The organism is Phycicoccus sp. M110.8, assembly GCF_032464895.1.
Taxonomy (GTDB): domain Bacteria; phylum Actinomycetota; class Actinomycetes; order Actinomycetales; family Dermatophilaceae; genus Pedococcus.
Genome location: NZ_JAWDIC010000002.1, coordinates 112,498 through 125,208, shown reverse-complemented (window position 1 = coordinate 125,208; position 12,711 = coordinate 112,498). Strand labels below are relative to the sequence as shown.

12 protein-coding genes are annotated in these 12,711 nt (G+C 71.5%); 10 read left to right on the top strand and 2 right to left on the bottom strand.

Annotation, left to right across the window (positions count from 1 at the left end; translation table 11 throughout):
* Window positions 1-18: 18 nt before the first annotated feature.
* Genes RKE38_RS12075 through RKE38_RS12060 form a run of 4 tightly spaced genes read left to right on the top strand, consistent with a single transcriptional unit; the run spans window position 19 to window position 3,751 of the window.
* Window positions 19-615, top strand: a complete 597-nt coding sequence (locus RKE38_RS12075) for a DUF6318 family protein (protein ID WP_316007738.1) — start codon at window positions 19-21, stop codon at window positions 613-615.
* The gene (locus RKE38_RS12070; RefSeq protein ID WP_316007737.1) at window positions 540-1,532 is read left to right on the top strand and encodes a hypothetical protein; all 993 of its coding nucleotides are present in this window, start codon (window positions 540-542) and stop codon (window positions 1,530-1,532) included. Before RKE38_RS12075 ends, RKE38_RS12070 begins: the two co-directional genes overlap by 76 nt.
* Window positions 1,501-2,877 (top strand): patatin-like phospholipase family protein, encoded by a 1,377-nt coding sequence (locus RKE38_RS12065; RefSeq protein ID WP_316007736.1) that lies wholly within the window; start codon window positions 1,501-1,503, stop codon window positions 2,875-2,877. The genes RKE38_RS12070 and RKE38_RS12065 overlap by 32 nt, the downstream gene beginning before the upstream one ends.
* A 22-nt stretch (window positions 2,878-2,899) precedes the next feature.
* Window positions 2,900-3,751, top strand: a complete 852-nt coding sequence (locus RKE38_RS12060) for an NAD-dependent protein deacetylase (RefSeq protein ID WP_316007735.1) — start codon at window positions 2,900-2,902, stop codon at window positions 3,749-3,751.
* Between the two features lie 56 nt (window positions 3,752-3,807).
* Here RKE38_RS12060 and RKE38_RS12055 read toward each other — a convergent pair whose 3' ends face one another.
* Entirely contained in the window at window positions 3,808-4,452 is a 645-nt protein-coding gene (locus tag RKE38_RS12055; RefSeq protein ID WP_316007734.1) for a class I SAM-dependent methyltransferase, read from the bottom strand.
* An 18-nt stretch (window positions 4,453-4,470) separates the two neighbouring features.
* On the opposite strand from RKE38_RS12055, the gene RKE38_RS12050 reads away from it, so the two are divergent.
* Together RKE38_RS12050 and RKE38_RS12045 are read left to right on the top strand one after the other, a co-directional pair.
* Window positions 4,471-4,989, top strand: a complete 519-nt coding sequence (locus tag RKE38_RS12050; protein WP_316007733.1) for an N-acetyltransferase family protein — start codon at window positions 4,471-4,473, stop codon at window positions 4,987-4,989.
* Window positions 4,990-5,071: 82 nt separating this feature from the next.
* Entirely contained in the window at window positions 5,072-5,491 is a 420-nt protein-coding gene (locus RKE38_RS12045; protein WP_316007732.1) for a DUF4259 domain-containing protein, read from the top strand.
* Window positions 5,492-5,586: 95 nt separating this feature from the next.
* On the opposite strand, the gene lexA is transcribed toward RKE38_RS12045, so the two are convergent.
* Window positions 5,587-6,312: a transcriptional repressor LexA gene (gene lexA / locus RKE38_RS12040; RefSeq protein ID WP_316007731.1), complete on the bottom strand. Its 726-nt coding sequence runs from the start codon at window positions 6,310-6,312 to the stop codon at window positions 5,587-5,589.
* A gap of 282 nt (window positions 6,313-6,594) precedes the next feature.
* On the opposite strand from lexA, the gene RKE38_RS12035 reads away from it, so the two are divergent.
* From RKE38_RS12035 to nrfD, 4 genes are all read left to right on the top strand, one after another.
* The gene (locus RKE38_RS12035) at window positions 6,595-6,993 is read left to right on the top strand and encodes a LysM peptidoglycan-binding domain-containing protein (RefSeq protein ID WP_316007730.1); all 399 of its coding nucleotides are present in this window, start codon (window positions 6,595-6,597) and stop codon (window positions 6,991-6,993) included.
* A gap of 212 nt (window positions 6,994-7,205) precedes the next feature.
* Window positions 7,206-10,520, top strand: coding sequence for a formate dehydrogenase (gene fdh, locus RKE38_RS12030; RefSeq protein ID WP_316007729.1), 3,315 nt, complete (start codon window positions 7,206-7,208; stop codon window positions 10,518-10,520).
* A complete protein-coding gene (locus RKE38_RS12025) occupies window positions 10,520-11,599 on the top strand; it encodes a 4Fe-4S dicluster domain-containing protein (protein WP_316007728.1) in 1,080 nt (359 codons plus the stop codon). The genes fdh and RKE38_RS12025 overlap by 1 nt, the downstream gene beginning before the upstream one ends.
* Complete coding sequence (gene nrfD, locus RKE38_RS12020; RefSeq protein WP_316007727.1) at window positions 11,596-12,678, top strand: NrfD/PsrC family molybdoenzyme membrane anchor subunit; 1,083 nt, start codon at window positions 11,596-11,598, stop codon at window positions 12,676-12,678. The genes RKE38_RS12025 and nrfD overlap by 4 nt, the downstream gene beginning before the upstream one ends.
* Window positions 12,679-12,711 lie beyond the last annotated feature (33 nt).

Sequence of the window (12,711 nt, the reverse complement as noted above, 5' to 3'; positions counted from 1 at the left end):
CGGCGAAGGGGGAGGTTCGTGCAGGTCCGCAGAGGGGCGTTCACTGCAGTCGTCGTCGCGGGGTCACTGGCGCTCGCGGCGTGCACCGGCGGGGGCGAGAGCCCACCGTCTGCGACGTCGTCGACGACCAGCAGCTCGAGCAGCTCGACGACATCGTCGACCACCACCCAGAGCCCCAGCGCCACCAAGACCGTGGCCCTCCCACCCGAGGCGACGAAGCACACCGAAGCCGGCGCCGTCGCCTTCGCGAAGTACTTCTTGCAGGTCTCCAGCGAAGCCTTCGTGGAGGGCGATGGATCGACAGTCCGTGCCCTCTCTGAGAGTTCGTGCACCGGGTGCGGGGCGATCGCCCGAGCTGCCGACAACGAATATGCAGACGGGTTGCACCCGGCGACGGCCCGCTTCGTCTTCAGAGACTCCAACGTGCAGCCAAGCAGCTCTGGCGACCTGCGGGTGATCGACGTGATCGGCACCGAGAGGTCAGTCGCAATGGTTGACGCGGCGGGCGCAGAGAAGCGGCGGACCAAAGCTGAACCGTCGTGGACGCGATCCACTGTTCGGTGGACTGGCAGGGAATGGGTGATGCAGGACTTCGCGGTGGTGAAGCAGTCATGATTCGGCGCCTGCTTCTGGCTTTGGCGCTGGTGGCGGTGTCGGGGCTCGGATGTGCATCGGCGGCATCCGCTGATGGCCCCGCCAACCCGGACGGCTCGCTCACGACGGCGACCGCCAACGAAGGGGTGACCGTCAGCGCCGACACGTTCACGGTTCCCTCCGGGTCCACCGACACGAAGGGCGACAAGAAGAAGCCGATCGCCATCGGGGTGACCGCTCTGGAGAGTCTGGAGTTCCGCGCTTCCTTGGGATGCGGCGATACGTCGAGTCCGGATGCAACGGTCGACGTTACCGATTGCACCTTGGCCATGTCGGCCTGTGGCAGCAACGCCACCCTTCTGTATGTGTGGGCGCGACGCGCTGCCAGCGAAGAGCCTTGGCAGTTCAAGGGGCAGACGTGCAAGGCATCTGAGCTCCCGGCAGGGACTGTGATGCCACCGGCCATCCCGACCTTGGCGCAGATTGAGAACGCCTTCCGCCAGCTGCCCTTCTCCAAGCCGAGCGTCGGCATCGAGCCCGAGGGCAACAAGACCTTGGTCAACCTCCCCACCTACTTCCGCGCCGAGTGGCCGGGCGACGCCGGCCTGCAGCCCGGCGAGGTGAGCAAGCCGGTGCAGCTGCTGACCTGGTCGGTGGAGTTCAGGATCGCGGCACGCTCGTACGACTTCCACTACGGCGACGGCACCAGCAGCGGCCTCACGAGCGACCCCGGCGGCGTCTACCCCGACGGCGCGATCCGGCACACCTACACCAAGCCGACACCTGCAGCCCGGGTCAGCGTCGACGCCCAGCTCACCGCCCAGTACCGCGCCAACGGCGGCCCGTGGCAGGACATCGACTCCGTCGCAGACCTGCAGGACGAGCCGGTGACCACCCTGCAGGTCCGTGAGGCGCACGCGCGCCTCGTCACGCACTGACGCCGCGGCCGGTGCCACGACCGACGGCGGGCGGGTGTCCGGACCCTCTGCTTTCATCGACCGCACGATGAAGCCCGAGCAGAGCGCCACCACCCGAGCCCTCGACGACGTCGACCCCGACACCGACGTCGCGGACCTTGGCGACGCCGTCACCCCGCAGACCGGCCGCCGCCGCAGCGGCACGGCCCTGTGCCTGTCCGGCGGCGGCTACCGCGCCGCGCTCTTCCACCTCGGCGCCCTGCGCCGCCTCAGCGAGCTCGGCGTCCTCGCCCAGCTCACGACGGTCAGCGGCGTCTCCGGCGGCTCGATCGTCGCCAACCTCGTGGCCGACCCCCGGCTCACCTTTCCTGCCGGTGGGGGAGAGGTGCAGGGCTTCGAGGAGTACGTCGCGGCGCCGCTCGCCCGCCTCACCTCCCGCAACATCCGCACGCCGGCCCTGCTGAGCCGGCTGTTGCCCTGGCGCTGGCTGACCTCCGACGCCGCGGTGCGCGCCCTCGCCGACGAGCTCACCGAGACCGTCGCGTGGTGGTCGACCCCGTTGCGGGACAACGCCGTCGCCGGGCCCGCCATCATCACCGGTGCCACCGAGATCGGCTACGGCGTCAACTGGGTGTTCGAGGACCCGACCGCCCACCAGCCGCACGGGCGCGTGGGCGACTACCGCCTCGGGTATGCCGCGCCGCCCGGCACCGTGCGCATCGCCGACATCGTGGCTGCCTCCTGCGCGTTCCCGCCCTTCTTCGCGCCGATGGTCCTGGACGGCGACGCCCTCGGCCTCACCGGCGGCCACAAGGGCCTGGAGTCCGACGACGCCCGCCGGGCGATCCGCCACCGCATCCGCCTCACCGACGGCGGTGTCTACGACAACCTCGGCCTCGAGCCCGTCTGGAAGCGCCACGCCACGGTCCTCGTCAGCGACGGGGGCGGCGTCTTCCGTGCCCGCACCGAGCGCACCGTCGCCGGTCGCATGCTGCGGATCCTCGGCATCGCCACGAACGGCGGCCAGTCGGTGCGCTCCCGCTGGCTGCACGCGGCATACGCACGGCAGGCGATCCTCGGCACGTCCTGGGCGCTCGACATGGTGGTGGACGGCTGCTACCCGCGCAGCACGACCGAGCTCATCAACGCCGTCCGGACGGACCTCGACACCTTCTCCGAGCAGGAGCAGCACGTCCTCGAGCGCCACGGCTACCTCATCGCCGACGCGCAGGTGCGCGCCCACGCACCGCACCTCATCACACGTGACGTCCCGCCGAACCCTCCCCACGACGACGTCGCCGACCCGGCCGTGGCCGAGCGGGCCCTGGCCGACTCGGCGAAGCGACTGCTGCTCGGCCGGTTCTGAGCCGCCCACGTACGCTTGTCCGGTGACCCGGCCCGCCACCACGACGACGACCGAGGACGACCTCGACCACGTCGCGGCCCTCCTCGACCGGGGCGGTGTCGTCGCCCTCACCGGGGCCGGGATCTCGACGGAGTCCGGCATCCCCGACTACCGCGGACCCGACGGCCAGCGGCGCGTCACGCCGATGCAGTACTCGGAGTTCACCGCCTCGAGCGAGGCCCGCAAGAAGTACTGGGCCCGCAGCTACGTCGGGTGGCAGCGCTTCAACCTCGCCCGCCCGAACGCCGGCCATGACGCGGTCGCCCGGCTGCAGGCGACCGGTCGGATCGGCTCGGTCATCACGCAGAACGTCGACGGCCTGCACCAGCACGCCGGCGCCACCGACGTCGTCGAGCTGCACGGCTCGCTGGCCAAGGTCGTCTGCCTCACCTGCGGCGACCGCTCCAGCCGCTGGGACCTCGACGAGCGGATGCGCGAGGCCAACCCCTCGTTCACGGTGACGTCCGACGAGATCCGACCCGACGGCGACATCGCGCTCAACGCCCTCGACGTCGAGGCGTTCGTCGTCCCGCTCTGCCTGGTGTGCGGCCGCGACACTCTCAAGCCGGACGTCGTCTTCTTCGGCGAGTCGGTGCCCAAACCGTTGGTGGAGAAGTGCTTTCGCCTGACCGAGTCAGCCAGTGCGCTGCTCGTGCTCGGCTCGAGCCTGAAGGTGATGAGCGGCTACCGGTTCGTCCGCCGCGCGCACGCGCTGGGCATCCCGGTCGCGATCATCACCCGCGGCCGGACACGGGGTGACGGCGAGGCGAGCATCCAGCTCGACGCCCCCCTGGGCCCGACCCTGACGCGCCTCGTGGCCCGGCTCGGCGCCTGACACGGCGTCTGCCTGACGCGGCGTCTGCCTGGCGCGGCGCCCGCCTGGCGCGACACTCAGGACGTCGGGCGCCGGGCCACCAGCACGACGTCGATCGCGTCGCCGGCGTCGGTGTGCCGCACGATCTCCTCGCAGCGCTCGATGTCGAGCTCCGACGCGACCTCGCGCAGCCCCTCGACCGTCTGCAGCAGGGCGGGGTCCTGCGGTCCTCCGACGCCCTCGCTCAGGTTGCGCAGTGCGTGCCCCACGACGACGAGGGCGCCGCCGGGCGCCAGCCACGCCGTGGCCCGGGTGAGGACGTCCTCCGGCAGGTGCAGGTAGGCCACCAGCACGAGGTCGTACGCCGTGGATGCCGGCGGCTGCCACGACCGGACGTCCGCGACCACCCAGTCGACCCGCAGCCCGCGGGCGGCGGACTCCTTCTCGCCCTTGGCCAGGCCAACGGCCGAGAAGTCGACCGCGGTGACGCGCCACCGCTTGGCAGCCAGCCACACCGCGTGCCGCCCCTCGCCCGCCCCGAGGTCGAGGGCCCGTCCCGGCTCCCAGTCGCCGATGATGCGCTCCACCTCGGCGTTCGGCTCCGCGCTCCAGACGCGGCCGGTCGCGGCATACCGCTCGTCCCACATCCTCCGGCGCTCGCCGCCGCTGCCGCCCGGCGCGCTGCCCGACGGTCGGTGCTCGTGGCCGCGTTCCTCGCTCATCCCCCTAGCATCGCCGATATGTCCGCCCCCGCCACCGCACCCGGGCCTGTCACGGTCCGCGACGCCACGCCGTCCGACCTGCCAGCGATGGCCGCGATCTACGACGAGCAGGTGCGCACGTCGGTGGCGACGTTCGACACCCAGGAGCGCGGCGCGGCATACCTCGGCGAGAAGCTGGCCGCGACCGGCCCCGGCGACGTGGTCCTCGTCGCGTGCCTCGACGAGGAGGTGGTCGGCTACGCGTTCTCCGGGCCCTTCCGCCCGCGTCCCGCCTACGCGGGCACCAAGGAGGTGTCGGTCTACGTCGACGCCTCCGCCCGAGGGCGTGGCGTCGCCCGGAGCCTGTATGCCGCGCTGCTGGCCCGGCTGGACGCCGAGCCGTCCGTGCACACGCAGCTCGCGGTCATCGCCCAGCCGAACGAGGCCAGCGAGGCGCTCCACGTGGCGTTCGGCTTCGAGCGCGTGGGGGTCCTGCGGGAGGTGGGGAACAAGTTCGGCCGTTGGGTCGACACCGTCTGGTACCAACGGCTCGCCTGACCCAGGAGAGGGCTGGCGCAGACGGCTCGGTCTTGGCACTCTCGTGCCGAACAGGTTGGTGCGAGACGTGGGAGGCGAACCCATGGGTGCGACGGGTGCGGGACCGTTCGAGAACGACGACGCACTGGACTTCCTCGACGACCTCGAGGAGTCCGACCCCGAGGGGCGCAGGGAGCGGGTGGAGTCGGCGCTGGGCCGGGTCGTCCGCGCCCGCGACTACATCGAGGCGCCGGTGATGTCGGAGGCGATCGCCGCGGCCGTCATCGTGTCGGCCTGCGACGACCCCGAGTCGGTGGTGGGGGAGCGCAACGTCCCTCGCTGGGTCGACGAGGACCCGCTCGACATCGACGAGCGCCTCGAGGAGCTGGCCACCCAGGCGCTGCACCGGGCCCTGCGCTCGGACGACAACGAGCTGTGGGAGCTGTGGGCCGACGGCGACGGCGGCGAGAAGTTCACCGCCCGCCTCACGCACTACCTCGACGCGCTGGGCGACGAGAGCTGAGGGCGTCAGCCGAGTGCCACGTCACTGATCCGCACGGTGGTCGGTGACGCGGCACGCGGCGCACGGCTCGGGTCAGACGCGGCGCAGGCCCCGGGTCAGACGCGGCGCAGGACCGCTGTGACCTTGCCGAGGATCGTCGCGTGGTCGCCGTCGATCGGCTCGAACGCCGGGTTGTGGGGGAGCAGCCAGACCTTGCCGTCGCGGCGCTTGAACGTCTTGACCGTCGCCTCGTTGTCCAGCATTGCCGCGACGATGTCGCCGTTGTCGGCCGTGGGCTGCTGGCGGACGACCACCCAGTCGCCGTCGCAGATCGCCGCGTCGATCATCGAGTCCCCGACGACCTTGAGCAGGAACAGCGAGCCCTCGCCGACGATCTGCTTCGGCAGGGGGAAGACCTCCTCGACCGACTCCTCCGCGGTGATCGGCACGCCGGCGGCGATCCGGCCCAGCACCGGGACGTAGGAGGCCTCGGGGCGGGCGTCGCCCATGCCGGTCTCGTCGAACTCGGCGACCTCGTCCTGCGGGGCCGCGCCGCCGCGGTAGCCACGGCCGTCGGCGCCGGCGTCGGGGGAGACGACCTCGATGGCCCGGGGCCGGTTCGGGTCGCGGCGCAGGTAGCCCTTGCGCTCGAGGGTGGCCAGCTGGTGCGCGACCGAGCTCGGTGACGTCAGGCCGACGGCCTCGCCGATCTCGCGCAGGCTCGGCGGGTAGCCCCGTCGGTCGACCGAGTTGCGGATGACCTCCAGGACCTTGCGCTGGCGGACGGTCAGGCCGTCGCCGCGGTCGCGGTCGGGGAGTTCCTTGACGTTGTCGCCGCTCATGCCGCTCCTCGTTTCTGCAGGTCAGGTGCCGTGTGCCCGGCCGCGTGCGCCGGGTGCTCCGACGTCTCGGGGCCGTCTCGAAGCCGGCTCGGGCCGCTCCGGGACGGAGCGTTGTCAGTGCCCTCTGGTGTGCTCCTCGACGTGGGCACAGCGTATGGCGTTCGAACACAGTTTCCAAACATGTGTTCGACGCGTGTCTTGAAGCATTCGAACATGCGTGCTAGAACTGGCAACCTACGGCCTTCGGACACCTGTTCGAGGACCATGACGATGGAGGACCCGATGAGTGCAGCAGTCGCCTGGGACGTCACCGCCGCGCCGGTGCGCGAGCCGCGCCGACCCGCACGCCCGCACCTGGTCTCGGTGCCGTGCGGCGACGAGGTCCGCGTCCCAGCGCCAGCACCGCTGCGCCTGACCCGCGCCGGACGGCTCGCCATCACCCTGACCGTGCTGGTGGCGCTCGTCGCCATCGCCGTGGCCGCCTTCTCCGGTGGTGCGTCGGCCACGACCATCGACCACTCCACCACCGTGCGCTCGGGGCAGACCCTCTCGGAGGTCGCCGCGACGCAGCTTCCCGGTCTCCCGGTGGCCGACGCCGTCGCCCGCATCCAGGTCGCCAACGACCTCGCCTCCGACCAGGTCCACGCGGGTCAGATCCTGCTCATCCCCGCCGTCCGCTGAGGTCGGCCTCCGGGGGAGGGGACGCCCGCGCAGAGGGTTGGTAGCGGGCCAGTCGGGGCCGGACGCCGCTCCGCTGACCTGCGTCGACACGCACAGCTGTACCTGTGTCGACACCCTCTGATGGCCGGCTGCCGGGTCGTGACGACGCGTCCGCTTCGTCGGGAGTGCGCCGTCGCGGACCCGGAGATATGGTCGCCGCAAGGAGGCTGAACATGAGCTCGAGGAAGACCTTCCTGGATTGGCCTGTGCTCCGACAGGTCCGCAGTGGTGACCTGCTCGGCCGGGGCCCGGCCGTCACGTCCGCGCGCACCCGGTCCATGACCCCGCGCACGTCGACGGCGGACCGGGTCGTGCAGTCGGTCTGCCCCTACTGCGCCGTCGGCTGCGGCCAGAAGGTGTTCGTCAAGGACGAGAAGGTCGTGCAGATCGAGGGCGACCCGGACTCCCCGATCTCGCGCGGGCGGCTGTGCCCCAAGGGGTCGGCCAGCGAGCAGCTCGTCAACAGCCCCGCCCGCCAGACCCACGTGCTCTACCGGCGCCCGAACGGCACCGAGTGGGAGCGCATGGACCGCGACACCGCGATCGACATGATCGCCGACCGGTTCGTCGAGACCCGCCGCCGCACGTGGCAGGACGCCGACGAGCACGGCCGTCCGCTGCGCCGAACCATGGGCATCGCCTCGCTCGGGGGAGCCACCCTCGACAATGAGGAGAACTACCTGATCAAGAAGCTCTTCACCGCCGCGGGCGCGATCCAGATCGAGAACCAGGCCCGTATTTGACACTCCTCCACGGTCCCCAGTCTGGGGTCCTCGTTCGGTCGCGGTGGCGCGACGCAGTACCTGCAGGACCTGGCCAACGCCGACTGCATCGTCATCCAGGGCTCCAACATGGCCGAGTGCCATCCGGTGGGTTACCAGTGGGTGAGCGAGGCGCGCCTGCGCGGCGCCAAGGTCATCCACATCGACCCGCGGTTCACCCGCACGTCGGCGACCTCGGACAAGCACGTGCCGATCCGTGCCGGCAGCGACGTGGCCTTCCTCGGTGCCCTGATCAACCACATCCTCACGAACGAGCTGTACTTCAAGGAGTACGTCGTCGCGTACACCAACGCGGCAACCATCGTCAGCGAGGACTTCAAGGACACCGAGGACCTCGACGGCCTGTTCTCCGGCTACGACGACGAGCTGGGCAACTACGACTCCTCGAGCTGGGCGTACGCCACCGAGGGTGAGACGCCGGACGCCTCGCCCGGCACCATCGGCGGCCCCGCGGCGACGCACGAGCACGGCCACTCCGCCTCGAAGCGCTCGGCCGGTGACGAGCACGGCTCCGGCGGCCCGGCCCTGGAGCACGCCCGGGTCAAGCGCGACGAGACGCTGCAGGACCCGCACACCGTGTTCCAGCTGCTCAAGCGCCACTACTCGCGGTACACCCCCGAGATGGTGGCCGAGGTCTGCGGGATCAGCGTCGAGGACTTCCACTACGTCGCCAAGGCCCTCACGGAGAACAGCGGCCGGGACCGCACCTCGGCGTTCGTCTACGCCGTGGGCTGGACGCACCACTCGCTCGGTGCCCAGTTCATCCGCACCGCCGCCATCGTCCAGCTCCTGCTGGGCAACATGGGGCGGCCCGGAGGCGGGGTGATGGCGCTGCGCGGACACGCCAGCATCCAGGGCTCGACCGACATCCCCACGCTCTACAACATCCTCCCGGGGTACCTCGCCATGCCAATGGTGGGCAACCACGACACCTGGGACGACTACGTCGCCGCCATCGCCAACAAGGAGCAGAAGGGCTTCTGGGCCAACGCCGACGCGTATGCCGTGAGCCTGCTCAAGGCGTGGTGGGGCGACGCTGCGACCAAGGAGAACAACTGGGCGTACGACTACCTGCCACGGCTCAGCGGCGCCCACGGGACGTACCAGACGACCATGGCCATGCGGGACGGCGAGGTCGAGGGCTACTTCCTGCTCGGGCAGAACCCCGCGGTGGGGTCCGCGCACGGCAAGATGCAGCGTCTGGCCCTGGCCCAGCTGAAGTGGCTGGTCGTCCGCGACCTGCAGATGATCGAGTCCGCGACGTTCTGGAAGGACGCGCCCGAGATCGCCACGGGTGAGCTCGAGACCGAGAAGATCGGCACCGAGGTGTTCTTCCTGCCGCCTGCCTCGCACGTCGAGAAGGCCGGCACCTTCACGCAGACCCAGCGCCTGCTGCAGTGGCGGCACAAGGCGGTCAACCCGCCGGGTGAGTGCCAGAGCGAGCTGGAGTTCTTCTACGAGCTCGGCAAGCGGATCCGTGCCCGGCTCGCCGACTCCGACGACCCGCGCGACCGCCCGCTGCTCGACCTCACCTGGGACTACCCCCTCGACGAGGACGGCGAGATCAGCGGCGAGGCGGTGCTGCAGGAGATCAACGGGCGGCACCTGTCCGGTGACAAGGCCGGCGAGCTGGCGGACATGTACACCGACCTCAAGGCCGACGGCTCCACCAGCTGCGGCTGCTGGATCTACTCCGGCGTCTACGCCAAGGGCGTCAACCGCGCGGCCAACCGCAAGCCCGGGCGCGAGCAGGGCCCCACCGCCCAGGAGTGGGGCTGGGCCTGGCCCGACAACCGCCGCATCCTCTACAACCGCGCCTCGGCCGACCCCGAGGGCAAGCCGTGGAGCGAGCGCAAGAAGTACGTCTGGTGGGACGAGGAGAACTCGACCTGGACCGGCATCGACACGCCGGACTTCGTCAAGACCAAGGCCCCGTCGTACCGGCCGGAGCCCGGCACCGGCGGACCCGACGGCCTCGCCGGCGACGACCCGTTCGTCATGATGGCCGACGGCAAGGGCTGGCTCTTCACGCCCAAGGGCATGCTCGACGGACCGATGCCGACGCACTACGAGCCGCAGGAGTCCCCGGTCCAGAACCCGCTCTACGGGCAGCAGAGCAACCCCGCCCGCCGGGTCTTCCCGCGCAAGGACAACCTGTTCAGCCCGTCGGGGACGCAGCCGGGGTCCGACGTCTTCCCGTTCGTCTTCACGACGTACCGGCTGACCGAGCACCACACGGCCGGTGGCATGAGCCGCTGGCTGCCGTACCTGTCCGAGCTGCAGCCCGAGTTCTTCTGCGAGGTCTCCCCGGAGCTCGCGGCCGAGCGCGGTCTGGTCAACGGCGGCTGGGCGACGATCGTGTCCGCCCGGTCGGCGATCGAGGCCAGGGTGCTGGTCACCGAGCGGATCACGCCGCTGCAGGTGGGCGGCCACACCATCCACCAAGTGGGCCTGCCGTACCACTGGGGCGTCGGCGGGGACGCCATCGTCTCCGGTGACGCGGCCAACGACCTGCTCGGCATCGCCCTGGACCCCAACGTCCAGATCCAGGAGTCGAAGGTCGGGTCGTGCGACATCGTCCCGGGCCGGCGCCCGCGCGGTGAGGCGCTGCTGCGGCTGGTCGAGGAGTACCGGTCGCGGGCGGGCATCACGGTCGAGACCAGCAACCAGCTGCGGACCACCGACACGAAGGAGGCCGGCGCCTGATGGGCTTCTGGCAGCACCAGCTCGCAGGGCCGACCGACCCGTCGCACGACGCGGCGTGGGAGGACCCCGAACCCCGCAAGGGCTTCTTCACCGACACCTCGATCTGCATCGGCTGCAAGGCCTGCGAGGTGGCGTGCAAGGAGTGGAACGCCATCCCCGAGGACGGCCTGACGCTCACCGGCAACTCCTACGACAACACCGGCGGCCTCGGCGCGAGCACGTGGCGCCACGTGGCGTTCATCGAGCAGACCACGGACCGCGTGCAGGAGGCGAGGGAGTCCGGGCGCAAGCTCGTGGACCTCGGTATGCCGGCGCTGCGGCCCCCGGACGCGCCTCACCGCAGCACGTCGGAGGCTGCCGGCACCGCGCCGGCAGCGCTGGAGGGCGTCGTGCCGACCGCCGTCGGCGACGACGGTTCGCTCGACGCGATGGCGGCGGCCGCTCGGACTGCCGAGGCGACCGGCACGCTGCCGGACTTCCGCTGGCTCATGGCGTCGGACGTCTGCAAGCACTGCACCCACGCCGGGTGCCTCGACGTCTGCCCGACGGGTGCGCTGTTCCGCACCGAGCACGGCACGGTCGTCGTCCAGTCCGACGTCTGCAACGGCTGCGGCTACTGCGTGGCCGCGTGCCCGTTCGGCGTCATCGAGCGGCGCGAGGACAAGCGGGCCGACAAGCGCGACGGCGGAGTGGTGTCCAACGTCGGCATCGCCCAGAAGTGCACCCTCTGCTACGACCGGATCGGCCACGACCAGACGCCGGCGTGCGCCCAGGCGTGCCCGACGACCTCGATCAAGTTCGGCACCCTGTCGGACATGCTCGACACCGCGCGCGACCGCGTCGAGGTGCTGCACGAGAACGGCTTCACCGAGGCCCGGCTCTACGGCGCCAACGCCCACGACGGTGTCGGCGGCACCGGGTCGGTCTTCCTCCTGCTCGACGAGCCGGAGGTCTACGGCCTGCCACCGGACCCCGTCGTCCCGACGGCGGACCTGCCCGAGATGTTCCGCAAGGCGGGCTTCGCCGCGGTGGCGATGTTCGGCATGGCCGTGGCTGCGTTCGCTGGGAGGCGCCGATGACCACCAACCCGCTCGATGCAGACCGTCCCCCGGAGCTGCCCCGCAGCCGGCGCAACCAGAACGGCGCCGGTGGCAAGGGCGGCGGCGGCCGGCGTCGCCGCGACGAGTCGGTCATGGTCCCGGACGCCCAGTTCTCGAGCTACTACGGCCACAACGTCGTCAAGCCCGCCCCGTGGGGCCACGAGATCGCGGCCTACCTGTTCCTCGGCGGCCTCGCAGGCGGCTCCGGGTTGGTGGCGGCCGGGGGCGCCCTGACCGGGCGTCCCGCCCTGCGGCGCACCGGCCGCGTCGCGGCCCTCGCGTCCGTCGCCCTCGGCGGCGCGGCGCTGGCCAAGGACCTGGGCCGGCCGGAGCGTGCGCTCAACATGCTGCGGGTCGCCAAGCTCACCTCGCCGATGTCGGTCGGCTCGTGGATCCTGACGGCGTTCGGCACGTTCGCGGGGGCCGCGGCAGCCACGGAGCTCGCCGAGGCCGTGCTGCCGCGTCGCTCCCGTCTGGCCCGGCTCGCCCGGATGGCCGACCCCGTGGCCACCGCGGGCACCACCGCGTTCTCCATGCCGCTCGCGGCATACACCGCCGTGCTCCTGGCCGACACGACGACGCCCACGTGGCGCGAGTCGTTCCGTGAGCTGCCGTTCGTCTTCGTCAGCTCCGCCAACGCGGCGGCTGCGGGAATGGCCCTCGTCGCGACCCCGGCCGAGCAGAACGGCCCGGCACGACGGCTGGCGGCGATCAGCGCGACCGTCGAGCTGGGGGCGTCCGAGCTCATGGAGCGGCGGATGCACCCGCTGGTCGCCGAGCCGCTGCACGAGGGGCGCGCGGGCGCGATGCTCAAGGCCGCCAAGGCGCTGACGGCCGGGGGAGCGGTCGGTGCGGCGCTGTTCGGGCGCAACCGCACGATGGCCGGGCTGAGCGGGATGGCCCTGCTCGCCGGCTCGGTGCTCACGCGGTTCGGCATCTTCGAGGCGGGCATGGAGTCCACCAAGGACCCGAAGTACACCGTGACGCCGCAGAAGGAACGGCTCGAGGAGCGTCGCCGCCGGGGGGAGACGCGGGACTCGATCACCACGGGCCGCTGACCGGCGGCTCGTGCAGGGGCCCGGCACCCGGGC